Source organism: Streptomyces sp. CB00455, assembly GCF_001905445.1.
Lineage (GTDB): Bacteria > Actinomycetota > Actinomycetes > Streptomycetales > Streptomycetaceae > Streptomyces.
On record NZ_LIVQ01000005.1, the window covers coordinates 708,556 to 730,649 of the forward strand.

The window sequence follows — 22,094 nt, forward strand, 5'->3', positions numbered from 1 at the left end:
GAGGTGCCGCCCGCGCCTAGGCGGCGGGAGGCGGAAGCACGGTCGAAGGCATGTCCGGCACCCTATGCGGTGGCCGCTTCGCGGTCCAGCACGGCCGGATCGGCCGCAGCCGGCGGAGTCGGCCGGGCGGACTGCGCGATGAAGGCGCCGCCCAGCACCAGCCCCCCGCCGACGATCTGCCAGGCCGAGAGGTGCTCGCCGAGCAGGATCCAGGCGAACACGGTCGCGATGACCGCCTCCAGGCAGGCCACCACTCCCGCGACCTGCGGCGAGAGCCTGCGCACGGAGATGACGCCGGTGAGATAGGCGAAGACGGTCGCGACCAGGATGACCCAGCCGAGCAGCAGCGGCGCGGGCACCGCCGCCGCGCCCACGGCCGCCTGTCCGCCGAGCACCTGCCAGTGCATCTCCCAGGGCCGGGCGATCGCCGTCAGCACCAGGGCGCCGACGATCATGCCGTACGCGATCACCCCGAGCGGGTCGGGCACGTCGTCCCCGTCGGTGCCCTGGTCGGCCAGGACGAAGTAGAAGGCCTGACAGCAGGCCGCCGCGAGGCCGAACAGCACGCCGAGCGGGTCCAGGCTCAGCCCGGCCCAGATCTCGACCACGCAGGCCAGCCCGGCGACCGCCACGGCGGCTCCGGCGGCGGCGGCCCGCGTCACGGGCTTGCACTGCACGAAGCGGATCCAGCCGAGCAGCAGCGCCGGGCCGAGGTACTCCAGGAGCAGCGCCACACCGACCGGGATCCGCGACAGGGAGGCGAAGTAGAAGGCCTGTACGCCGGCGACGGCGACCAGTCCGAAGGCAGCGAGCAGCGCCGGCTTGCGGCGCAGGAGGTCGCGGTGGCGCCAGGCCAGCGGGGACAGCACCAGTGCCGCCCCGGCCACCCTGAGCCAGACCATGTGGAGGGGGTCGAGACCCGCCTCGATCAGCGGCTTCGCCGCCACTCCGGAACCACCGAACGCGAACGCCGAGACGAGGGCGAGGCCCAGTCCGGCATGTCTCCCTGACGCTTGCATCGAGCCATCATGACAGGACCGGTCAGGACCGTCACCGGCGTGACACCTGTTGGGACGGGGCCGGTCACGCGCACCCCGCCCCCCTGCAATCTGATAGGTCGTCAGTATTGAATGTTGGGTGCGCCGGGGCTACCTTCCGCCGCACCGCACGTACCCGAGGAGAAGGGGTGGTCGCATGGCCGACGTCACCGCGGAATCACGCATCGAGGCGCCCGCCGCGAAGCTCTGGTCCCAGCTGACGGACTGGGACGCCTACGGCCGGTGGAGCGCGACCCACACCGACTTCCCGCAGGGCGGCCCGCAGACCCTCGCGGTCGGCTCCACCTTCACCGAGAACATGAAGATGATGGGCTTCCCGGCCGAGGTCCTGTGGACCGTCTCCGAGCTGGAGGCCGAGCGCCTCTTCGCCGTCACCGGCAAGGGTCCGATGGGTGTGGCCGTCCTGACCCGCTACACGTTGATCCCGGACGGCGGCGCCACGACCGTCCGCATCGACGGCGAGTTCACCGGGGCAGCCGTCTCCCTCATGGCCGGCAAGCTCAAGGACTCGGCCACCGCCGCACTGAACGAATCGCTGCGCAAGCTCGCCGGGCTGGTCACCTGAGCCGCCCACCCCTCCCGCAGACGAGGGCGCGCCCCGCGAGTCACCCGCGGGGCGCGCCGTCGCGGCCCTCCTGCCGAGCGGTCAGTGTTCGTCGGCCAGGATCAGGTAGAGCTTCTTGCGGGCGTCGTTGATGACCGCGACGGCTTTGTCCCGCTGTTCGGCGGTGCCGGTCTTCCAGACCTGCCCGAAGGCCTCCATCAGGCCGAAGCCGGCCGTACGGATCTCACTCATGGCCTCGAAGTCGACGCCGCGGCCCGCCTCGGCCCAGGGAGCCGCCGGACCCGACCCGGCCTCGGTGCGCCCCGCGTCGGTGAGCGTGAACAGCTTCTTGCCGCCCTCGCTCTCGTTGGTGATGAGCCCCTCGTCCTCGAGCAGCTGCAGGGTCGGGTAGACCGAGCCCGGGCTGGGCTTCCAGGCCCCTCCACTGCGCTCGCCGATCTCCTGGATCATCTCGTAGCCGTGCATCGGGCGGTCGGCGAGCAGCGCCAGGATCGAGGCGCGCACGTCTCCGCGCCGGGCCCGGCCCCGCGGTCCGCCGCGGCCGCCGCGGCCGCCGAAGGGGCCGCCGCCGAAGGGCGGTCCGAACGGTCCGAAGGCCGCGCGCCGTCCCTGGAACTCCTCCCGGTGATCAGGCCCGCAGTGGCCGTGGCCCCGTCCGTGCTCGTGCTCGTGTCCGTGGCCGTGTCCGTGCTGTCCGTGTGAACGCATGACTGCGCTCCTTTCATCACGTCGTGATGTCGTTATCGGTTGTCCGATGCCTCCACTATCGGAGACCCATCGCGATGCGTCAACGATATATCGGAAACTTTCTCGGCGAACAGCGCGGGACAAGGCCAACCACCCCCGATTGGCCTTTGTCGGGGACCGGCGAACCGCCCTACCGTCGGGGGATGCGCATCCGAATCGTCGACGCCTTCACCGACCGCCCCTTCCAGGGGAACCCCGCTGCCGTCCTGCTCCTGGACGCCGCCTTCCCGCCGGACACCTGGCTCCAGCAGGTCGCCTCCGAGATGAACCTCTCCGAGACCGCCTTCGCGCACCCCCTGCCGCCCGGCGCGGAGGCGGACTGGGCCCTGCGCTGGTTCACCCCGGCCGCGGAAGTCGACATGTGCGGGCACGCCACCCTCGCCACGGCGCACGTCCTGGCCTCCGAGGGCCTTGCCGCCGGCCGGATCCGCTTCACGGCACGCTGCGGCGTCCTCACGGCCGAGACCGCCGGAGACGGGTCGCTGACCATGGACTTCCCGACGTCCTCACTGACCGCGGTGCCGGCTCCGCCCGCCGTGGACCACGCCCTGGGCGGTGCCCCGATCCTCTCCGTGCACGACACCTCCGCCCACATCGGGGACCTGCTGATCGAGCTCGCCGACGAAAGGACCGTCCGCGAACTGGAACCCGACCACGCGGCCCTGCGCGCCTTCGCCAGGCGCGGGGTGATCGTCACCGCGCCGGCCGAGGACCCCTCCCGCGGGTACGACTTCGTCTCCCGCGGCTTCTTCCCCGCCTTCGGCATCGACGAGGACCCGGTCACCGGCAGCGCCCACACCGCGCTCGCCCCGTTCTGGGCCGCGCGGCTGGGCCGCGGCGAGCTGACGGGCCTGCAGGGCGGCGCGCGCAAGGGGCTCGTACGGGTGACCCTGGCGGGCGAGCGGACCCTGCTGAACGGGCACGCGGTCACCGTCCTGGACGGGGAGCTGCTCGCCACTCCCTGACCGCACCGCCGCCACCGGCCCGGTGCGCGGCGCCCGCCGGGCCCCCACGGGTGGGGCCCCGGCACGGGAGGCCCGCCACCTGAGGTCTCGGCGCGTGACGCTTCGGCGCGCCGGGCTGCTCACGGCGTGGGCAGCCAGCCCACCTTGCCCGCCAGCAGCGCGTACCCGCCGAAGGCCACGATGTCGAGCAGGGCGTGCGCGACGACCAGGGGCCCGACCCGGCCCCAGCGGCGGTAGGCCAGCACGAAGACGACGCCCATCACCACGTTGCCGATGAAGCCGCCGATGCCCTGGTAGAGGTGGTAGGAGCCGCGCAGCAGCGCACTGGCCAGCAGCGCGGCCGTCGGCGACCAGCCCAGCTGGTCCAGCCTGCGCAGCAGGTAGGCCAGCACGATGACCTCCTCGACCACGGAGTTCTGCAGCGCGGAGAGGATCAGCACGGGGAACTTCCACCACACGTCGGGCAGCGCCTCCGGCACCACCGTGAGGTTGAACCCGGCGGCCCGTGCACCCAGGTAGAAGAGCAGCCCCGCGCTGCCGATCCCGGCGGCCACCAGAGCGCCCCGCCCCAGGTCCCACAGGGGCCGGGTGCGGTCGAAGCCCAGCACCCGCAGCCCCGGCGCGCCCTCGCGGGTCAGCAGGTGGGCCACGAGTAGGACGGGGACCAGTGCGGTCGCGATGCCGAACAGCTGCCAGGCCAGGTCCAGCCAGGGCCGGCCGGGCGCGTAGGAGCCGTTGAGGGTGGCGGCCTGGTCCTTGAGGCCGCCGGGCTTGGTGAGCGAGCCGATGAAGCTGATCAGCGCCGAGACCGCGCTCGCGCCCAGGGACAGCGCCAGCACCAGCAGCGTCTCGGTGCGCAGGAGGCCCCGCCGCCCGTCCTCGAGCGGCTCCAAGACCACCGGCTCCGGTTCCGTCCGCACGCCCGACTCCCGTCCCGCCATCCACTGCGACATCCCGACTGCGACCACCCCATACTGCCTCCTCGGCAGGCCGGAGGGATCACCGCGGCACGGTCGGGGCGGTTTCCCGGGCGGCGCCGGCGGGATGACGCCCGGGTCGTCGGGTCGCCGGGTCACCAGGTCGCCGGGTCCCCCGCGGTCCGGCAGGACGCGGGGCGGCGGCGGCCACGGGAGGCCGCGGGACGATCCGGCATCCCGGGGCCCGGGGCGGGTGCGGCCCCGGGTCTCCCAGCTCAGGACCGAACGGGCACCTCCTCGTCCCCGGGCCCGACGGGCCAGGTGTGCACGGGGTCGCCCTTGTGCATCAGCTCGCTGTAGCGCCGGGTGGTGGCGGCCAGCGCCTCGCCCCGCTCCATCCCACAGGCCAGCGCCCGGTGATAGGTGTCCACCTGCCAGGTCGCCCCGTTCACCCGCCGCCGGCAGCGCTCCTCGATGATGCCGAGGTAGCGGTCGCGGTCGGCGGGTTCGATGCCCCACGCGTCCAGTCCGGCCGCCGCCATGGGCAGCAGTTCGTCGAGGACCAGCCGTACGGCGGGCACGCTCGTCAGGCCGCCGGCCCGGCCCCGGCGCGGCCAGCGCAGCCGGGCGTCGATCCCGTACCGGCAGGCCGCGTCGAAGTTGGCCTCGGCCTCGGCGAAGGGCAGCCGGGTCCACACCGGACGCGGCTCGTCGGCCAGGGTGCGCACGAGCCCGTAGTAGAAGGCGGCATTGGCGACGACGTCGGCGACCGTGGGCCCGGCCGGGAGCACCCGGTTCTCCACCCGCAGGTGCGGCACCCCCTCGGCGACCCCGTAGACGGGCCGGTTCCACCGGTAGACGGTGCCGTTGTGCAGGACCAGTTCCTGCAGCGCCGGCACCCCGCCCTCGTCGAGGACGCGCAGCGGCTCCTCCTCGTCGCAGATCGGCAGCAGGGAGGGGAAGTAGCGGACGTTCTCGGCGAAGAGTTCGTACGCCGAGTCCACCCAGCGCTCCCCGAACCACGTCCGCGGCCTCACCCCCTGGGCCTGGAGCTCGGGCGGCCGGGTGTCGGTGGCCTGCTGGAACAGCGGCGGCCGGGATTCGCGCCACAGCTCGCGCCCGAACAGGAAGGGCGAGTTGGCGCCCACGGCGATCTGCGCGGCCGCCACCGCCTGCGCCGCGTTCCACACGTCCGAGAACCGCCCGGGGGTGACCTGGAGGTGCAGCTGCACGGAAGTGCACGCGGCCTCGGCCACGATGGACCCGGAACTCCAGGTCAGCCGTTCGACGCCGTCGATGTCGAGTGCGAAGTCCTCCCCGCGCATCATCAGGATCTGCTCGTTCAGCAGGGAGTACCGGTCGACGGCGGAGAGGTTGGCGGTGACCAGGTCCTCGCGCGAGATCGTGGGCAGGATCCCGATCATCACCACGCCCGCCTCGATCTGCGCGGCCTGCCGGTGGGCATAACCCAGGCCCGCGCCGAGTTCCTCGGCGAGCTGATCGAATACCCGTCCGCCGAGCCGGTGCGGGAGGACGTTCACCTCCAGGTTGAACATTCCGAGTTCGGTCTGGAAATCGGTGCTCGCTATCCGCTCCAGCACCTGGGCATTCACCATTCTCGGCAATCCGTCGGCACCCGCGAGATTCAGTTCGATCTCCAGCCCCATCATGTTCTTGGGACGGTCGAACCTCTTCTCCGCCAGAAGCCGCTCCAGCCCCTCCAGGCACTCGTGAAGCTTCCTTCGATACCGCTGCCGATCGGACAGGTCGAATCCGCCTGCCACGACCTTCTCCCCCATCGAAGCGTCCCTCCTCGACTGGGCCTGGCCCGGCGCACCCAGGCTCGCGTTACGGTCGATGATGCCCCGGCGGCGTGATCCATAACGCGGAGGGGGCGTGAGTGGCGAGGAGCGCGCGCCGGTTTGGCCGACGGGCGCTCGGGCACATTCCCCTGGCACGTCGCGGAACGCAAATTCCCCGTCGAATGTGCCGGTTTCGGATTACCGGCGCTTTCCAGCCGAGCCCCTTTCCGGTAACCTCCGAGGTCAGGGCGACACGTTGGCGCACAACCGGTATGAATGCCACACCAGCGGGACCGGTAAGGGCCTTGTCGGCAATAGCCGGGACAGCTAGCCGAAACACTGCGTGAACACAGGTCGTATAAACTCCGCAAACGAGGCAGAGAGTTGGCGCGAGGCCATTGCCCCTCAGCCCCCCTCTGGCCCCAGAATGCGACAGCGCCGTCCCCGCACCCCGCCCCCGTTCCACAGGTCTCCCAAGTGAGAGGCGACCCACCATGCCGCTGCATGTCCCTCCGGCTCCCGCGCCCGCCCTGCGCAGCGTCCTCGCGGCTCTCGGTTCTCCCACCGCCGTCAACGAGGCGCACACACCGGCCCTGCGCGCGCTCCAGGGGCCGATGACCGCCGAACTCCCCCTGCCGGTCCACGTCCTCGACCGGTTGAAGATCTCGGACCGGACGGCCGGCGTCAGGCCGCCGCGCACCCGGCTCACCGGCTGGCGTTTCCTGATCCGCAGCGGCGACCGTTACGTCGCGGCGGCCGACACCCGGCTGACGCCGGACGGCTGGGTCTTCTCCCACTTCTTCGAGGGACCCTACGTCGCCGCCACCGAACGCGCCCTGCGTCAGGCGGAGTCGCTCGGCAAGGGCTACCAGCCGCGGCTGCTGTCCGTTCCGGAGCTGTACATGCTCACACTGTGGCTGCACGGGGCGGTCGGCGCCGACGCCGCGGCCGGTCTGCCCGCCGGGGAGGACCTGCTGGTGCCGCTCGCTCCCGCACCTCCGGGCATCGCCGCGTACCGGCCGCACCCGGTCTCCGAGCTGCTGCCGGTGCTCACCCACCGGCTGACTCCGGCGGCGGCGCCGGTCCCGCCGTCGCTGGCCGCGCCGGCCGCCTGACCCGAGTGGCCCATTCGGCCTAGCCCGCACGGGTCACTCGCGAACCATCCGAAAGGACAGGGGAGTTGGGCTGAACCGCCCGCACGGGTGATGCGTCATCAATCTGTGAGGACAGCTGCCGGGAAATACCTGCGAAGCGGCTGTCGTGGGGGAAGACTGATGACACGCTCCCCGCGGGTGCGGGGACGACCCAGGGGGACGGCCATGAACCACGCATCGAGCCGTAGCACGCAGACCACACCGCAGCGAAAGAACGCATCCATGTGCCAGCACCAGCCAGCCTGCCCGTCAGCCGAATCCGCCGACCGGGAGGCCGCGCACCCCGTGGCCAACCACCCGGAACAGGGCTGGAGCCTGCTGTGCAACGGCGTCCTGCTCTTCGAGGACACCGGTGAGCTGCTGCCGGACGGCCAGATCATCGCCCCGCACCGCCCGCTCGCGGCGGCGCACGTGATGAGGGCCGCCTAAGGGCTGTCCCGCAATCCCCGGTGGATCAGCGCACGGCGTCAGATGCGGTGCATCGCAAGGCGGAGGGGCGCCCTCATACGGGGCGTATCGGGGCGTTCCGACAACGCGGCGAGGCGCCGTAGCCGGCGTCGTGCGCCCGCCGGGGACTGCGGGACAGCCCTTGGGGCCGGAGGTACGGCGAAGGGGCCGGCCCGGGAGGTGAATCCCGGGCCGGCCCCTTCGCCCGTGCTCAGTTGTCGTACTCGTCCAGCGGCGGGCAGGAACACACCAGGTTCCGGTCACCGAAGGCGCCGTCGATGCGGCGCACCGGCGGCCAGTACTTCTCGGCGGCCGTGACCCCACCCGGGAAGACGGCCTCGTCACGGGTGTAGGGGTGGTTCCACTCGCCGCCCAGCGCCGCCGCGGTGTGCGGGGAGTTGGCCAGCGGGTTGTCGCCGGTCGGCCACTCGCCGGCCGCGACCCGCTCGATCTCGCCGCGGATGGCGATCATCGCGTCGCAGAAGCGGTCGATCTCGGCGAGGTCCTCGGACTCCGTCGGCTCGATCATCAGCGTGCCGGCGACCGGGAAGGACATGGTCGGCGCGTGGAAGCCGTAGTCGATCAGGCGCTTGGCGATGTCGTCGACGCTCACGCCCGTCGCCTTCGTCAGCGGCCGCAGGTCGATGATGCACTCGTGCGCGACCAGGTTGCCCGGGCCGGTGTAGAGCACCGGGTAGTGCGGCTCCAGGCGCTTGGCGATGTAGTTGGCGCCCAGCACGGCCACCTGGGTGGCGCGCTTGAGGCCCTCGCCGCCCATCAGGCGCACATACGACCAGGAGATCGGCAGGATGCCCGCGGAGCCCCACGGAGCGGCCGAGATCGGGCCCACGCCCGTCTGCGGACCGGCGGTCGGCTGGAGCGGGTGGTTGGGCAGGTACGGGGCCAGGTGGGCCCGGACACCGACCGGGCCGACGCCCGGGCCGCCGCCGCCGTGCGGGATGCAGAAGGTCTTGTGCAGGTTCAGGTGCGAGACGTCGCCGCCGAAGTGACCCGGCTTGGCCAGGCCCACCAGGGCGTTGAGGTTGGCGCCGTCCACGTAGACCTGGCCGCCGGCCTCGTGCACCTGGGCGCAGATGTCGGCGACGTGCTCCTCGAACACGCCGTGCGTCGAGGGGTAGGTGATCATCAGCACGGCGAGCTCGTCGCGGTACTGCTCGATCTTGGCGCGCAGGTCGGCCGCGTCCACCTCGCCGTCGTCGGCGGTCTTGACGACGACGACCTTCATGCCCGCCATCACGGCGCTGGCGGCGTTGGTGCCGTGCGCCGAGGAGGGGATGAGGCAGACGGTGCGCCGGTCGTCGCCGTTGGCGCGGTGGTAGGCGCGGACGGCCAGCAGGCCGGCGAGCTCACCCTGGGATCCCGCGTTGGGCTGGATGGAGACCTTGTCGTAGCCGGTCACCTCGCAGAGACGTTCCTCCAGCTCGGTGATGAGCGTGAGGTACCCCTCGGCCTGCTCCACCGGGGCGAACGGGTGCAGCTGCCCGAATTCGGGCCAGGTGACCGGTTCCATCTCGGTGGTCGCGTTGAGCTTCATGGTGCAGGAGCCCAGCGGGATCATGCCGCGGTCCAGCGCGTAGTCCTTGTCCGAGAGCTTGCGCAGGTAGCGCAGCATCGCGGTCTCGGAGCGGTGCTGGTGGAAGACCGGGTGGCCCAGGAAGTCGTCCGAGCGCAGCAGCGCCTCGGGGAGGGTGTCGGCCGTGGTCCCGTCCAGCGCCTCGATGTCGGCGCTCACGCCGAAGGCGGCCCAGACGGCCTCGATGTCGGCGCGCAGCGTGGTCTCGTCGCAGGAGACGGAGACGAGGTCCTCGCCGGCCCGGTGGAGGTTGACCCCGCCCTCACGGGCGGCGGCGACGACCTCGGCGGCGCGGCCCGGGACGCGGGCCGTGACGGTGTCGAAGTACGCGCCGTGCACGATCTCGATCCCCGCTGCCCGCAGGCCCCCGGCGAGCAGGGCCGCGTAGCGGTGGGTGCGGCGGGCGATCGTCCGCAGCCCGTCCGGGCCGTGGTAGACGGCGTACATGGCGGCCATGACGGCCAGCAGCACCTGCGCGGTGCAGATGTTGCTGGTGGCCTTCTCGCGGCGGATGTGCTGCTCGCGGGTCTGGAGGGCCAGCCGGTACGCCTTGTTGCCGTCCGCGTCCACGGAGACGCCGACGAGGCGGCCGGGCAGGGAGCGCGCGTGCTTGGCCTGGACGGCCATGTAGCCGGCGTGCGGACCGCCGAAGCCCATCGGGACGCCGAAGCGCTGGGTGGTGCCGACCGCGATGTCCGCGCCGAGCTCGCCCGGCGAGGTCAGCAGCGTCAGCGCGAGCAGGTCGGCGGAGACGGTGACGATGGCGCCGAGCTCGTGCGCCCGGTCGATGAGCGGCTTGAGGTCCCGCACGGCGCCGGAGGCGCCCGGGTACTGGAGCAGTACGCCGAAGACACCGCGCTCGGCGATCTCGGCCGGGATGCCGTCGGAGAGGTCCGCGACGACGACCTCGACGCCCGCCGGCTCGGCGCGGGTCTCGATGACCGCGATGGTCTGCGGCAGCGCGTCGGCGTCGATCAGGAAGACGCCGTCCTTGACCTTGCCCACCCGGCGGGCGAGCGACATGGCCTCGGCGGCGGCGGTGCCCTCGTCGAGCAGGGAGGCGCCGGAGGTCGGCAGCCCGGTGAGGTCGGCGACGACGGTCTGGAAGTTCAGCAGCGCTTCGAGGCGGCCCTGCGAGATCTCGGGCTGGTAGGGCGTGTACGCCGTGTACCAGGCCGGGTTCTCCATGACGTTGCGCAGGATCACCGGCGGCGTGAAGGTCCCGTAGTAGCCGAGACCGATCATGGAGGTGAGGACCTGGTTGCGGTCGGCCAGCGAGCGGAGCTCGGCGAGCACCTCGGCCTCGGTCCGCGCCTCGGGCAGGTTCAGCGCTTCGGCGGTCTTGATGACATCCGGCACCGCGGCAGCGGTCAGTTCGTCCAGGGAGCCGTAGCCCACCTGGGCGAGCATCTTCGCCTGCGCCTCGGCATCCGGGCCGATGTGGCGCTGCTCGAAGGGAATGCCTCGCTCCAGCTGGGAGAGCGGAATGCGGTTGGCGGTCATGTACGGAGGCCTCCTGGTCGTATGACCTGCGAGGGGCACCACGGCGCGGGCACCCGGACGGCCTCCCCCTCTGTCATCTCAACCTGAGAGTTTCACCGGAGTCGCGGGGGTCTCCCGTGAGCTCCGGCTTTCACCGTCGGTGAGGAGGGGAACCGGCACTGCGCGCCCGGTACCCGCCCCTGCTTTCCAGAGTGGCCTCGTCCGTGCGGTACGTATGCCTGAGAGATTCCGGGGAGGATTTGCTCCTTCGGCGCCTCCGTCGAGCTCACTCGGAGGACTCTCCCGCACAGGGTCGACAGCCGTCATCCAGCCTACCAGCGAGGATCCGGGCCCTTCCCGAGTGGCCTGCGCTCCGGATATGCACTTCTGTAGTGCTTACGGAGGAGTTGCGACCATGTGGAGGGACCGTGCAGACCGACATCGATCCGCGCAGCCTGATCGGCCGCAAGGCGTTCGACCGCAACGGCACCAAGATCGGAACCATCGACGAGGTCTACCTCGATGACGCCACGGGCGTCCCGGAATGGGCCGCCGTCCGCACCGGCCTCTTCAGCCGGGACGCCTTCGTCCCGCTGGAGCCGAGCGAGCTGGTGGGCGACACCCTGCGGGTGCCCTTCGAGCGCGCCCTGATCAGGGACGCGCCAGACTTCGGCGTGGGCCGCCACCTCTCTCCCGAGCAGGAGCTCCAGCTCTACCACCACTACGGGCTGGACCTGACCCTGCCGACGGACCTCCACGGCGACTTCGGCAGCCTGGCGGGCGACGACGGCTGAAGGAGCGGGACCGCCCCGCCCGCGCCGAGCGGTCCGGGCGCCTCGGTAACATCCGTCACGGGCCGACGGGCGGGCGGCGGAGCGTGCCGGACGCGGATCATGGTCCAGCGGCACCGGGTCCGCCGGGTCCGCCTTCCTCCGCAGCGGACCCGTCCCCCACCAGCGGCAGCGGATCGGCCGGCTGCAGCTCCGGGTCCTCCACCCGGAAGGTCCGGACCCGGCCGGGCGCCGATCCGGGCCGCTCGAACCGTACGGTCACCCGCCCGACCCCGCTGCCCTGCACCCACCCCGGCCCGTACACCGCGTGCCGTACGTCGTTGCCGGCCGCCCAGCGCCGCTCGGGAGCCGGCTCCGGCCCCCGGTCCTCCCCCGCTCCCTCCTGGCCCCCGGCGGCCTCGACGGACCCCGGCGCGCTCCCCACGGCGCCCGCCTCCGCGCCGGCCTGCGGCCGGGCGTCCTGGACCTCCTCCACCCCGTCCGGCCCAGCGGCCCGCGCCTCCGCGGTGAGCGACTGCGCGAAGAGGTCTTCCTGCGTGTAGTCCGCCAGCCCGGTCACGCCCACGCCCAGCAGCCGGACCCCGCCCGTGGTGTCCACCCCCTCCAGGAGCCGCCCGGCGGCCTCCCTCACCACCGCCGGGTCGTCCGTGGGCCCCCGCAGCGTCTCCGACCGGGTCAGCGTCGAGAAGTCGTAGCGGCGCACCTTCAGCACGATCGTGCGCCCCGAGTGCCCCGACCCCCGCAGCCGCTGCACGCACCGGTCGGCGAGCCGCTGCACCTCGGTCCGGATCCGCACGCGGTCGTGCAGGTCCACGTCGAAGGTGTCCTCCACGGACACCGATTTCGCATCGCGCTCGGCGACCACGGGGCGGTCGTCCAGCCCCAGAGCCATCCGGTACAGCCCCACCCCGTGAGAGCGCCCGACCATCCGCACCAGCTCGTCCTCCCCCGCCTCCACCAGGTGTCCCACCGTGGTGATCCCGGCGCGCCGCAGGTGCTCACCGGTGGCCGGCCCCACGCCGGGCAGGGTCCGGACCGACATCGGGGCGAGCAGCTCGCGCTCCGTGCCCGGCTCGATCAGCAGCAGACCGGCCGGCTTGGCTTCCTCGGAGGCCACTTTCGCCAGCATCTTCGACCCCGCGAGCCCCACCGACCCGCTGAGACCCGTGGCGGCCCGGATGTCCGCCCTCAGCCGCTCCCCCGTGGCCCGGGCCGTCGGGGAGTCGAATGCGACCCCGCCCGCCTCCAGGTCCACGAAGGCCTCGTCGAGGCTGAGCGGCTCCACCAGCGGCGACAGTTCCCGCAGCAGGGCCATCACCACGTCGCTGACCGCCCGGTAGACGGTGAAGCGCGGGTAGAGGTAGGCGCCGTTCGGACAGAGGCGCCTCGCCTGCGCCATGGGCATCGCCGAATGCACCCCGAACCGCCTGGCCTCGTACGAGGCGGTCGCGACGACCCCCCGCGGCCCGAGGCCGCCGACGATGACGGCCTTGCCCCGCAGGCTCGGCTTCGACGCCTGCTCCACGGAGGCGTAGAAGGCATCCATGTCCAGATGCAGAATGGTCGGCGCGGCTCTCACACCACCGATGCTGCCCTACGCCTCTGACATCGCGGGGCCCGCTCCGCCCCGGCCCGGGCCGCTGGCGCGCGCAGGTCAGACGGCGCGGTTGCGACGGGCGGCCAGTTCGTCCGCCGGGTTGTGCCTGACGAGGGTCTCGCCGGTGTCCACCCGCTCCCCGTGCAGCTGCGACAGCGCGTTCTCCACGTCCCGCCACACGACGCCCACGGCGATGCCGAAGACGCCCTGACCGCCCTGGAGCAGGCTCACGACCTGGTCCGGCGAGGTGCACTCGTACACGGTCGCGCCGTCGCTCATGAGCGTCATCCGCTCCAGGTCCTCGAAACCACGGTCCCGCAGGTGCTGCACGGTCGTGCGGATGTTCTGCAGCGCCACCCCGGTGTCCAGGAAGCGCTTGACGATCTTGAGGACGACGACGTCCCGGAAGCTGTAGAGGCGCTGCGTGCCCGATCCGTGGGCGGGACGCACGCTCGGCTCCACCAGAGCGGTCCGGGCCCAGTAGTCCAGCTGCCGGTAGGTGATGCCGGCCGCGGCGCAGGCCGTGGGCCCGCGGTAGCCGATCTGCTCGGGCGCCGGGCCGCCGCCCACCGGTCCGGCCGGCGTCGACTCCGGCTGACGGCGCGCGGCTGCGGCCGCACTGCCCTGCAGCGGGTACGGTCCACCGTCACTCCGTGCGGGGATGCCCCCGGTCGTACCGTCGCCCGTGATCCTCACGCCGACCCTCCGTCCTTGACCTGCCACCTTGAAGGTAGGCAGTCACCAGGGGTGCGTCAACGATCGCCACACTCGGCACGCCGAGTGATAATCACCCTGAGAGTGGTTTCCCGTATCTCCTCGTGGGGAAAGGCTACTCGAATGCGATGAATTCCCCCGGTGGACGACGCGGCCGATCCGTCACTGTTGCGGGCCGGTGCCGAAGTCCTCGGGCGAGATCTGGTCGAGGAACTCGCGGAACTTCTCCACCTCGTCCTCCTGCTCGTCGGGAATGGCGATGCCGGCGTCGTCGAGCACGCCGTCACTGCCGTAGATCGGCGTCCCCGTCCGCAGGGCCAGCGCTATCGCGTCCGAAGGCCGCGCGCTCACCTCGACCCCGCTGGCGAAGACGAGCTCCGCGTAGAAGACGCCCTCCCGCAGATCCGTGATCCGGACCTCGGTCAGCTCCTCGCCGACCGCCTCCAGCACGTCCTTGAACAGGTCGTGCGTCAGCGGGCGGGCAGGGGCCATCCCCTGCTGCGCGAAGGCAATGGCGGTCGCCTCCCCAGGACCGATCCAGATGGGGAGGTACCGGTCGCCTCCCACTTCACGCAGGAGCACGATCGGTTGGTTGGAGGGCATTTCCACCCGGACACCCACAACGTCGAGCTCGTTCACACAGCAACCCTAGGACCTGCCCGGCAGGTTTGGGTAGTCGGGGCTCCCCTACGACCAGCACGGTCACTGCGGGCGGACCCCCAGAGCCGTCTGCACCAGGGCCTCGTGGAGCCGTACGGACAGCCCTGCCAGCTCCTTGAGCGTGGCCTCCGCATGCGCCCTGGTCTGCGGGTTGCGGTGCCGGCGCAGCGGTGCGACGACCTGCTCCACCAGACCCGCCTCCCGGTCCGCGGCAGCCTTCATCGCCCGCAGGTGGCGGGGCTCCAGCCCGAATCGGCGCAGATCGGCGATGAGACGGGCCACCGTCACGGCCTCGGCGTCGAATCCGCCTCCGGGCGCCTCGGCGAGCAGCCCGTAGGACTCCCACTCGGCCAGCTGCTCCTCGTCCACGTCCGCGGCCGCGATCAGTTCGGCCCGGCCCACCCGCGCCACCGTGGGCCGCTGGCGGCCCACCTCGCCGTAGACGGCCGCCGGGGCGGCCGGATCGACGGACTCCCCGTGGGCGGTGGGTGCGGGGATACGGATCTGCTCACCGCGGGCGAGCGCGTCGAGCTGCTCCCGGATGACCTTCAGGGGCATGTAGTGGTCGCGCTGCAGCCGCAGGATGCGGGCCAGCCGCTCCACGTCCTCGGTGCTGAACTTGCGGTATCCGGAAGGTGTGCGTCTGGGCTCGACGAGCCCCTCCGCCTCCAGGAAACGGATCTTCGAAATCGTGACTTCGGGGAACTCGTCACGCAGCGTGGTGAGCACCGTGCCGATGCTCACCAGCCGCCCTGCCGAGCCGGCGGCGCCGTTTCCGGCACCGCCCGTCGGTGTACGCAGCATGGGACCTTCCCTGGGGGTCCCTCCGGACGGGGTCCGGAGGGAGGGTCAGATGCCCCGCAGGCTCGCGTAGAAGACCAGCCGGTACTTGCCGATCTGCACCTCGTCGCCGTTGTGCAGCGCGACGGCGTCGATCGGCTCACGGTTGACGTACGTGCCGTTGAGGCTGCCGACGTCGGAGACGGTGAAGCCCCCGTCCTGGCTCCGGCGGAATTCGACGTGTCGCCGGGAGACGGTCACGTCGTCCAGGAAGATGTCGCTCTGCGGGTGCCGGCCGGCCGTGGTCAGCTCGCCGTCCAACAGGAAGCGGCTACCGGAGTTGGGACCGCGCCGCACGATCAGCAGGGCGGAACCGGGCGGCAGCGCTTCCACCGCGGCCTGGGCCTCGGGGGACAGCGAGGACGACACGTGCGGCTGTCCCGACACCTCGGCCTCATAGGCCTCGAGGCCCGAGATCGAGATGGTGGACGTGGTCTCCGAGGCACGCTCCGGCGTCAGACCCGCCCGCAGCGGCGCCCCGCAGTTGGAGCAGAACCGGCTGGCCGCATCGCTGCGGTGCCCGCACCTGCTGCAAACCTGCTCGGCCGACATGGACGGCTCCTCGCGCCGCGGCTGCCCCGCGGAGGCATTGGTGGCATACGGGTCGGGGGCAAAGCCTCCACCCGCACTCGAGGTTGATGGGTCACCGAAACCTATGCGTCCGGTACCGGCAGGGTCAACGGACGACGCGCCGTGCGCGCCCGAAATGTCACCGCCCGCGACCTCGTCCCGGAAGAGCGGCCGGTCGCCCTGCCCTTCCCCCTCACCGTGACCGGCGCGGTGACGTGCCGCACCGCTTTCCTCACGGTTCTTCTTGCCGAACAACTTCTCAAACAACTTCACGGGCGATTCCCCTTGACCGAAACAGACCCGCCCGTGGGGCAGGACGAACTCCGAATGCAACACCTGCCGACCCGGACATTCTCACAACGTCCGTAACCACCAGACAGTTTCCACCACGCACCGCGACTTCGGTGCGCCGACCCCCCGCAGGCATCCGCCCGCATGAGCCGCTCCACTTTCCACTCCGCTTCATCACGGTGACGACCGAGCGTAGTCAGGCTGCTTCGCCGCTCGCAAGGCATCCACAACGATCTTGGCCGAACGCTTGACTTCCACGGTGGCCTGTTCCTTCTCCAACGTCTGTACGACCCCGCCGGGGATGTTCAGGGCGGGCTCCAGATCCTGGGCCTGGCCGATCACCCTGAACTCGTAGGGCTGTGTGATCTTCTTACCGTCGATCCCGACCCCGCCGTTCTCGTCCGAGAAGTACGAGCCCGCCACCACGCGCACACCGTTGATCTGGATCGCCTCGGCCCCGGCCGCCCGCAGCTCCTGGAGCGTGTCCAGCAGCTGGTCGGACCGCACCTGACCGGTGGCATCGCCGACCTTCAACGTGATACCGGGCCCCTGGGCTGCCACCGTACCGGCCAGGATGCCCAGTTGGCGCTCCTTCTCCACCGTCTGCCTGCGCGCCTCTTCGGCCTGGTTGGAACTGCTCTCCAGCTCCTTGCGCTGGTCCTCCAACTGCTGCTTCTCGTCCTCCAGGCGCTTGGTCCGCCCGTCGAGCTCGTCCAGGATCCGTACGAGGTCCTCCTGACGGGCCCCACGCAGCGCACTGGAGTCGCTGTTGGACCGCACCTGGATGGCGAGCCCCAGACCCAGCACGAACAGCAGCAGAGCCACGATCAGTTGGGCCCTGCTCACACGCGGTGGCCACAACCCGTCCGCGAGCCGCTGCCGGCCCGTCTGCACGGGCGGCTCGGACAGCGGCCCCGAGGGACCTGGTGCCCCGCTCTCCGCGGCCTGCGGCGGCGGCGCGGGCGGGAGCGGACCCGCCGGCGGGACGGGCGGGACCGACGCGTCCGGGGGAACGGGCCCGGCCGGCGGCACGGGAGGCGCGGGCACCGGGGGCACGGGAGGACCGGGCACCGGGGGCGGCACCGGCGGGACGGGGGCGCCGGAGCCCGCTGCCCCCTCGGGCCCTTCGGACCGCTCCGGCGGGGTGTCGTTCGTACTCATCGGCCTCACGCCCGGAACACGTGCCGGCGGATGGCCGCGGCGTTGGAGAAGATGCGGATGCCGAGGACCACGACCACGCCCGTCGACAGCTGGGAACCGACGCCCAGCTTGTCACCGAGGAAGACGATCAGCGCGGCGACGACCACGTTGGACAGGAACGACACCACGAAGACCTTGTCCACGAAGATGCCGTCCAGCATGGCGCGCAAGCCCCCGAACACCGCGTCCAGCGCCGCCACGACGGCGATCGGCAGATAAGGCTCCACCACGGCCGGCACCTCGGGCCGGACCAGAAGCCCGACCACCACTCCGGCCACGAGGCCCAGTACCGCGATCACGATGCACCCTTCTGCTGCTCTGCTGCTGTGGCTGTACGCACGGTCAGGCTCGACGCGGCCGGCAGCCGCAGGTCGTCCGCGGCGGACAGCGTGTAGCGGATCCCGTAGCTCTCCTGCAGCACGTGCAGGTACTGGCCGTCCGCCGAGTCCTGGAAGGCGGGGCCGAGCCGCTTCTTGTCGCCCACCGCCAGCACTTCGTACGGCGGTACCAGCGGCCTGTTGTCGACCAGTATCGCGTCACCCGCGGCCCGGATCGCCGACAGCGCCGTCAGCCGCTGCCCGTTGATCGAGACGGCTTCCGCGCCGGACTGCCACAGCCCGTTGACGATCTTCTGCATGTCACGGTCCCGCAGCCGCCCGGTGTCCGAGAAACCGGCGCTCTCGCGCGGGCCGCCACCGCCGCCCGACGACGTGCCCTTGGCGTCGTCCACGACCAGTTTGATCCCGGGTCCGCGCGCCGCCGTGGCCCCGGCCAGCAGCGCCACGAGGTCGCCCTGCCCCCCGCCCGGCTGCTTGAGCGCGGTCCGCTGGCGCCCGGCCACATCCGTCCGCAGGTGGTCGATGTCCCGGTCCAAATCCTTGGCCCGATCGTCCGCCCGCTCCACGCGGTCGATCAGCTCCTGATGCTCCTTGGCCAGCACCGGGGCGGCCAGCTGCGCCTGCGCGGCGCCCAGCGTGACGACCATGGCCGCGAGCACGAGCCCGCCCGCCAGCGCCAGCTTCGCCTTCAGGGTCCGCGGCAGTCCGGCGGTGCCCTCCGCCTCACGCCGGGCCGACGCCTCGGCGTAGCCCTCGTCGAGACCGTGGTCCATCACGTGCGTCAACAGCGACATGGAGGCGTCCGGGCGAGCGGGCGGAGGTGACGCCGAACTCCGGTTGTGGGGCGGCTGCGACATGCCGCACATCGTCGCATGTCGGCGCCGTACACACCCAATGCACCCGTCCCGCGGGCCGGCGGGGCACTCTCCCCGCCCCGCCCGCGGGACTGTAGGTCATCCGTGGATCCGAGGCTCAGTTCCCGGCGCTGTCCACCACGCTCGCCCACTCGTCGAGCAGCGCCTGCGCGGAGGCGTCGTCGGGGCCCTCCGCCCACAGGTGCGTGACCGCTTCCGCCGGGTCCGGCAGGACCAGCGCCCACCGTCCGTCGGCCTCCACGACCCGCACGCCGTCCGTGGTGTCGACCTGCCGGTCGCCCGCCGCCTCGACGACACTGCGCATCACCAGGCCCTTGACCGCCCACGGCGTCGGCACGTCCCGCTTGAGCACGTGCGCCCGCGGGATCCGCGCGTCGATCTGGCTCAGGGTGAGCTGCGTCCGCGCCACCAGGCCCAGCAGTTGTACGAAGGCCGCCGATCCGTCGAAGACGCTGCTGAACTCCGGAACGATGAACCCGCCGCGGCCGTCACCGCCGAAGATGGTGTTCTCCGCCCGGCCCACCCGGGTCAGGTCGTCCGGCGAGGTCGTCGTCCACTCCACCTGCGTGCCGTGGTACGCCGCCACCTGCTCGGCGACACGCGTCGTGGTCACCGGGAGCGCGACCTTGCCGCTGCGCTTCTCCGCGGCCACCAGGTCGAGCATCACCAGCAGCGCCCGGTCGTCCTCGATGATCCGCCCGCGCTCGTCCACGAGCGAGATCCGCTCGCCGACCGGGTCGAAGCGCACACCGAACGCGGCCCGGGCCGAGGCCACGATCTCCCCGAGCCGTACCAGCCCGGCCCGCCGGGACTCGGCGGTCTCCGTCGGCCTGGTCTCGTCGAGACCCGGGTTGATCGTCAGCGCGTCCACCCCGAGCCTGCCCAGCAGGCTGGGCAGGACGAGCCCGGCGCTGCCGTTGGAGGCGTCCACGACCACCTTGAGCCCGGCGTCGCCGATCCCCGTGGTGTCCACCCGGCGCAGCAGCGAGCCCGTGTAGGCGTCGAAGACGCTGCCCGGGAACTGCAGGTCGCCGATCTCGCCGGGGAAGGCGCGCCGGTACTCCTGGCGGGCGTACACGCGGTCCAGCTTGCGCTGCTGCTGGAGGGAGAGGTCGGCTCCCCGCTCGTCCAGGAACATGATGTCGACGGAGTCCGGCACACCCGGCGAGGTCCGCAGCACGATGCCGCCGTCGCTGCCGCGCGCGGTCTGCTGGCGCGCCACGGGCAGCGGGACGTTCTCCAGGTCGCGGACGTTGATCGCGCTGGCCTGGAGGGCGGAGATCACGGCTCGCTTGAGCGCTCTCGCGCCTCGGGAGTGGTCGCGGGCCGTGGTGACCGTCGCGCCCTTCTTCAGCGTCGTCGCATAGGCGCCCGCGAGCCGGACCACCAGCTCGGGCGTGATCTCCACGTTGAGGATCCCGGAGACACCCCGCGCCCCGAAGAGGTGCGCCTGTCCCCGGGACTCCCAGATGACGGAGGTGTTGACGAACGCGCCCGCCTCGATCGTCTTGAAGGGGTAGACGCGTACGTTCCCCTGGACGATGGACTCCTCGCCGACGAGGCACTCGTCGCCGATGACGGCGCCGTCCTCGATGCGCGCGGCACGCATGATGTCGGTGTTCTTGCCGATGACGCAGCCGCGGAGGTTGCTGTGGGGGCCGATGTAGACGTTGTCGTGGACGACGGCCTTGTGCAGGAAGGCGCCGCTCTTGACGACGACGTTCGACCCGACGACGGTGTGCTCGCGGATCTCGACGCCGGCCTCGACCTTGGCGTAGTCCCCGATGTACAGGGGCCCGCGGAGCACCGCGTCCGGGCTCACCTCGGCGCCCTCGGCGATCCACACGCCGGGCGAGATCTCGAAGCCCTCCATGTCGACCTGGACCTTGCCCTCGAGCACGTCGGCCTGGGCCTTGACGTAGCTCTCGTGGGTGCCCACGTCCTCCCAGTAGCCCTCGGCCACGTAGCCGTAGATCGGCCGGCCTTCCTTCATGAGCTGCGGGAAGACGTCCCCGGACCAGTCCACGGAAACATCGGCGTCGACGTAGTCGAAGATCTCCGGCTCCATCACGTAGATGCCGGTGTTGATCGTGTCCGAGAAGACCTGCCCCCACGTGGGCTTCTCCAGGAAGCGCTCGACCTTACCTTCCTCGTCCACGATGGTGATGCCGAATTCCAGCGGGTTGGGAACCCGGGTCAGGCAGACCGTGACGAGGCCGCCCTTCTCCTTGTGGAAGCGGATCAGGTCCGTGAGGTCGAAGTCGGTGAGCGCGTCGCCGGAGATGACCAGGAAGGTGTCGTCCTTCAGGGCCTCCTCGGCGTTCTTCACGCTGCCGGCGGTGCCGAGTGGCTTCTCCTCATTGGCATAGGTGAGCTCCATACCGAGCTCCTCGCCGTCCCCGAAGTAGTTCTTGACGAGTGACGCCAGGAACTGAACGGTGACGACCGTTTCATTGAGCCCATGCCGCTTGAGCAACCTGAGCACGTGCTCCATGATCGGCCGGTTGGCCACCGGCAGGAGCGGCTTGGGCATGCTCGAGGTCATCGGGCGAAGTCGGGTACCTTCGCCACCGGCCATCACGACGGCCTTCATGTCGGAAGAGTCCTCCTAGAGAGACGACTGTCTTGCCGACCTCACCCGTCTCGGACGGTGACTCCGCTACTCCTCCGCGTCATCGGGCGCCGGGCGAGCTCAATCGGCCGTGGAGTCCGCCTTCACGAGACGGCGGACTTGAACCACGTAAAGGATTCCTGCCCACCAATAGAGGGTTGTACCCCATCCGGCGAACGCCCATCCGAAAACTGCCCCCATCCAGGCCAACCAACCCGTGCCGTCACTGAGCAGCAGCAAGGGAAACGCGTACATCAGGTTGAAGGTCGCGGCCTTCCCGAGGAAGTTCACCTGGGGCGGCGGATAGCCGTGGCGGCGCAGGATCCACACCATGACCAGCAGCATCAGCTCGCGGGCCAGCAGGGCGCCGGTGAGCCACAGCGGCAGAATCCCGCGATACGTCATGCCGAAGAGTGTCGACAGGATGTACAGGCGGTCCGCGGCCGGGTCCAGCAGCCGGCCCAGGTTGCTGATCTGATTCCAGCGCCTGGCGAGCTTGCCGTCGAGGTAGTCGCTGATGCCGCTGAGCATCAGGACGGCCAGGGCCCATCCGTCGTGCTCCGCGAGGATCAGCCAGAGGAACAGGGGTACGCCGGCCAGGCGCGCCATGCTCAGGATGTTGGGAATGGTGAAAATTCGGTCAGTCTGAACCCGAGTCTCCTGGACCTCCACCCGGGGGCCTCCACTGTGACGGTGAAAATACTGGACGAACGATGCCCCTTGACCCTACAGGAGCCCCCGCACGGGTCCTGAACGCAGAAAAGCCCCGCACCATGAATGGTGCGGGGCTTTCCCACAATAATTGTTCGGCGGCGTCCTACTCTCCCACAGGGTCCCCCCTGCAGTACCATCGGCGCTGAAAGGCTTAGCTTCCGG

At 71.2% G+C, this 22,094-nt stretch carries 20 protein-coding genes, 1 rRNA gene and 1 riboswitch; of the genes, 5 read left to right on the top strand and 16 right to left on the bottom strand.

All coding sequences use genetic code 11. The features are described from left to right. Nucleotides 1-62 precede the first annotated feature (62 nt). Complete coding sequence (locus AMK16_RS23450; protein ID WP_073918756.1) at nucleotides 63-1,019, bottom strand: EamA family transporter; 957 nt, start codon at nucleotides 1,017-1,019, stop codon at nucleotides 63-65. Between the two features lie 175 nt (nucleotides 1,020-1,194). Here AMK16_RS23450 and AMK16_RS23455 point away from each other — a divergent pair, with 175 nt between their 5' ends. Further along, nucleotides 1,195-1,623: a type II toxin-antitoxin system Rv0910 family toxin gene (locus AMK16_RS23455; RefSeq protein ID WP_073918758.1), complete on the top strand. Its 429-nt coding sequence runs from the start codon at nucleotides 1,195-1,197 to the stop codon at nucleotides 1,621-1,623. 81 nt (nucleotides 1,624-1,704) lie between these two features. Here AMK16_RS23455 and AMK16_RS23460 read toward each other — a convergent pair whose 3' ends face one another. Next, on the bottom strand, nucleotides 1,705-2,331 hold the full coding sequence (locus AMK16_RS23460) for a PadR family transcriptional regulator (protein WP_073918759.1): 627 nt from the start codon (nucleotides 2,329-2,331) through the stop codon (nucleotides 1,705-1,707). Between the two features lie 182 nt (nucleotides 2,332-2,513). On the opposite strand from AMK16_RS23460, the gene AMK16_RS23465 reads away from it, so the two are divergent. Further along, the gene (locus AMK16_RS23465) at nucleotides 2,514-3,335 is read left to right on the top strand and encodes a PhzF family phenazine biosynthesis protein (protein ID WP_073918760.1); all 822 of its coding nucleotides are present in this window, start codon (nucleotides 2,514-2,516) and stop codon (nucleotides 3,333-3,335) included. A 119-nt stretch (nucleotides 3,336-3,454) separates the two neighbouring features. Here the strand turns inward: AMK16_RS23465 and AMK16_RS23470 are convergent, their stop codons facing one another. After that, entirely contained in the window at nucleotides 3,455-4,276 is an 822-nt protein-coding gene (locus AMK16_RS23470; RefSeq protein WP_242438869.1) for a CPBP family intramembrane glutamic endopeptidase, read from the bottom strand. A 251-nt stretch (nucleotides 4,277-4,527) separates the two neighbouring features. Continuing rightward, nucleotides 4,528-6,051, bottom strand: coding sequence for a glutamate-cysteine ligase family protein (locus AMK16_RS23475; protein ID WP_073918762.1), 1,524 nt, complete (start codon nucleotides 6,049-6,051; stop codon nucleotides 4,528-4,530). Between the two features lie 497 nt (nucleotides 6,052-6,548). Between AMK16_RS23475 and AMK16_RS23480 the strand changes: the two genes are divergently transcribed. Next, nucleotides 6,549-7,169 carry a hypothetical protein gene (locus AMK16_RS23480; RefSeq protein WP_073918764.1) on the top strand — a complete coding sequence of 207 codons (621 nt, stop codon included), beginning with the start codon at nucleotides 6,549-6,551 and terminating at the stop codon, nucleotides 7,167-7,169. 261 nt (nucleotides 7,170-7,430) lie between these two features. Continuing rightward, on the top strand, nucleotides 7,431-7,637 hold the full coding sequence (locus tag AMK16_RS23485; protein ID WP_073918766.1) for a DUF5999 family protein: 207 nt from the start codon (nucleotides 7,431-7,433) through the stop codon (nucleotides 7,635-7,637). 229 nt (nucleotides 7,638-7,866) lie between these two features. Here the strand turns inward: AMK16_RS23485 and gcvP are convergent, their stop codons facing one another. Further along, nucleotides 7,867-10,752: an aminomethyl-transferring glycine dehydrogenase gene (gene gcvP, locus AMK16_RS23490; protein WP_073918768.1), complete on the bottom strand. Its 2,886-nt coding sequence runs from the start codon at nucleotides 10,750-10,752 to the stop codon at nucleotides 7,867-7,869. A gap of 196 nt (nucleotides 10,753-10,948) precedes the next feature. After that, nucleotides 10,949-11,047, bottom strand: a riboswitch (glycine riboswitch). 112 nt (nucleotides 11,048-11,159) lie between these two features. Between gcvP and AMK16_RS23495 the strand changes: the two genes are divergently transcribed. Continuing rightward, nucleotides 11,160-11,525 carry a PRC-barrel domain-containing protein gene (locus AMK16_RS23495; RefSeq protein WP_199885533.1) on the top strand — a complete coding sequence of 122 codons (366 nt, stop codon included), beginning with the start codon at nucleotides 11,160-11,162 and terminating at the stop codon, nucleotides 11,523-11,525. 97 nt (nucleotides 11,526-11,622) lie between these two features. On the opposite strand, the gene AMK16_RS23500 is transcribed toward AMK16_RS23495, so the two are convergent. The 11 genes from AMK16_RS23500 to rrf form a co-directional block, all read right to left on the bottom strand. Continuing rightward, nucleotides 11,623-13,101: a DNA polymerase IV gene (locus AMK16_RS23500; protein WP_073918770.1), complete on the bottom strand. Its 1,479-nt coding sequence runs from the start codon at nucleotides 13,099-13,101 to the stop codon at nucleotides 11,623-11,625. 75 nt (nucleotides 13,102-13,176) lie between these two features. Then, entirely contained in the window at nucleotides 13,177-13,815 is a 639-nt protein-coding gene (locus AMK16_RS23505) for a MerR family transcriptional regulator (RefSeq protein ID WP_073918772.1), read from the bottom strand. Nucleotides 13,816-13,995: 180 nt separating this feature from the next. Further along, on the bottom strand, nucleotides 13,996-14,472 hold the full coding sequence (locus AMK16_RS23510) for a bifunctional nuclease family protein (RefSeq protein ID WP_042812692.1): 477 nt from the start codon (nucleotides 14,470-14,472) through the stop codon (nucleotides 13,996-13,998). Nucleotides 14,473-14,535: 63 nt separating this feature from the next. Continuing rightward, nucleotides 14,536-15,297, bottom strand: coding sequence for a transcriptional regulator FtsR (gene ftsR / locus AMK16_RS23515; protein ID WP_073918774.1), 762 nt, complete (start codon nucleotides 15,295-15,297; stop codon nucleotides 14,536-14,538). Between the two features lie 45 nt (nucleotides 15,298-15,342). Further along, nucleotides 15,343-15,885, bottom strand: a complete 543-nt coding sequence (locus AMK16_RS38155; protein WP_274535378.1) for an FHA domain-containing protein — start codon at nucleotides 15,883-15,885, stop codon at nucleotides 15,343-15,345. Nucleotides 15,886-16,368: 483 nt separating this feature from the next. Further along, complete coding sequence (locus AMK16_RS23525) at nucleotides 16,369-17,355, bottom strand: DUF881 domain-containing protein (RefSeq protein WP_107417215.1); 987 nt, start codon at nucleotides 17,353-17,355, stop codon at nucleotides 16,369-16,371. A gap of 5 nt (nucleotides 17,356-17,360) precedes the next feature. After that, nucleotides 17,361-17,693 (bottom strand): small basic family protein, encoded by a 333-nt coding sequence (locus AMK16_RS23530; protein ID WP_030158423.1) that lies wholly within the window; start codon nucleotides 17,691-17,693, stop codon nucleotides 17,361-17,363. Beyond that, nucleotides 17,690-18,598 carry a DUF881 domain-containing protein gene (locus tag AMK16_RS23535; RefSeq protein ID WP_073918780.1) on the bottom strand — a complete coding sequence of 303 codons (909 nt, stop codon included), beginning with the start codon at nucleotides 18,596-18,598 and terminating at the stop codon, nucleotides 17,690-17,692. Before AMK16_RS23535 ends, AMK16_RS23530 begins: the two co-directional genes overlap by 4 nt. A gap of 106 nt (nucleotides 18,599-18,704) precedes the next feature. Next, nucleotides 18,705-21,200, bottom strand: coding sequence for a mannose-1-phosphate guanyltransferase (locus tag AMK16_RS23540; RefSeq protein WP_073918782.1), 2,496 nt, complete (start codon nucleotides 21,198-21,200; stop codon nucleotides 18,705-18,707). A gap of 99 nt (nucleotides 21,201-21,299) precedes the next feature. Next, a complete protein-coding gene (locus AMK16_RS23545) occupies nucleotides 21,300-21,890 on the bottom strand; it encodes a CDP-alcohol phosphatidyltransferase family protein (protein ID WP_073918784.1) in 591 nt (196 codons plus the stop codon). A gap of 132 nt (nucleotides 21,891-22,022) precedes the next feature. Continuing rightward, nucleotides 22,023-22,094, bottom strand: a 5S ribosomal RNA gene (rrf, locus tag AMK16_RS38545); the annotation flags it as partial.

Excerpts from the sequence above, each read along its gene's own strand:
- AMK16_RS23450 (WP_073918756.1), bottom strand. The coding sequence starts at position 1,019 with ATGCAAGCGTCAGGGAGACATGCCGGACTGGGCCTCGCCCTCGTCTCG.
- AMK16_RS23455 (WP_073918758.1), top strand. The coding sequence starts at position 1,195 with ATGGCCGACGTCACCGCGGAATCACGCATCGAGGCGCCCGCCGCGAAG.
- AMK16_RS23460 (WP_073918759.1), bottom strand. The coding sequence starts at position 2,331 with ATGCGTTCACACGGACAGCACGGACACGGCCACGGACACGAGCACGAG.
- AMK16_RS23465 (WP_073918760.1), top strand. The coding sequence starts at position 2,514 with ATGCGCATCCGAATCGTCGACGCCTTCACCGACCGCCCCTTCCAGGGG.
- AMK16_RS23470 (WP_242438869.1), bottom strand. The coding sequence starts at position 4,276 with ATGGCGGGACGGGAGTCGGGCGTGCGGACGGAACCGGAGCCGGTGGTC.
- AMK16_RS23475 (WP_073918762.1), bottom strand. The coding sequence starts at position 6,051 with ATGGGGGAGAAGGTCGTGGCAGGCGGATTCGACCTGTCCGATCGGCAG.
- AMK16_RS23480 (WP_073918764.1), top strand. The coding sequence starts at position 6,549 with ATGCCGCTGCATGTCCCTCCGGCTCCCGCGCCCGCCCTGCGCAGCGTC.
- AMK16_RS23485 (WP_073918766.1), top strand. The coding sequence starts at position 7,431 with ATGTGCCAGCACCAGCCAGCCTGCCCGTCAGCCGAATCCGCCGACCGG.
- gcvP (WP_073918768.1), bottom strand. The coding sequence starts at position 10,752 with ATGACCGCCAACCGCATTCCGCTCTCCCAGCTGGAGCGAGGCATTCCC.
- ftsR (WP_073918774.1), bottom strand. The coding sequence starts at position 15,297 with ATGCTGCGTACACCGACGGGCGGTGCCGGAAACGGCGCCGCCGGCTCG.
- AMK16_RS38155 (WP_274535378.1), bottom strand. The coding sequence starts at position 15,885 with ATGTCGGCCGAGCAGGTTTGCAGCAGGTGCGGGCACCGCAGCGATGCG.
- AMK16_RS23525 (WP_107417215.1), bottom strand. The coding sequence starts at position 17,355 with ATGAGTACGAACGACACCCCGCCGGAGCGGTCCGAAGGGCCCGAGGGG.
- AMK16_RS23535 (WP_073918780.1), bottom strand. The coding sequence starts at position 18,598 with ATGTGCGGCATGTCGCAGCCGCCCCACAACCGGAGTTCGGCGTCACCT.
- AMK16_RS23540 (WP_073918782.1), bottom strand. The coding sequence starts at position 21,200 with ATGAAGGCCGTCGTGATGGCCGGTGGCGAAGGTACCCGACTTCGCCCG.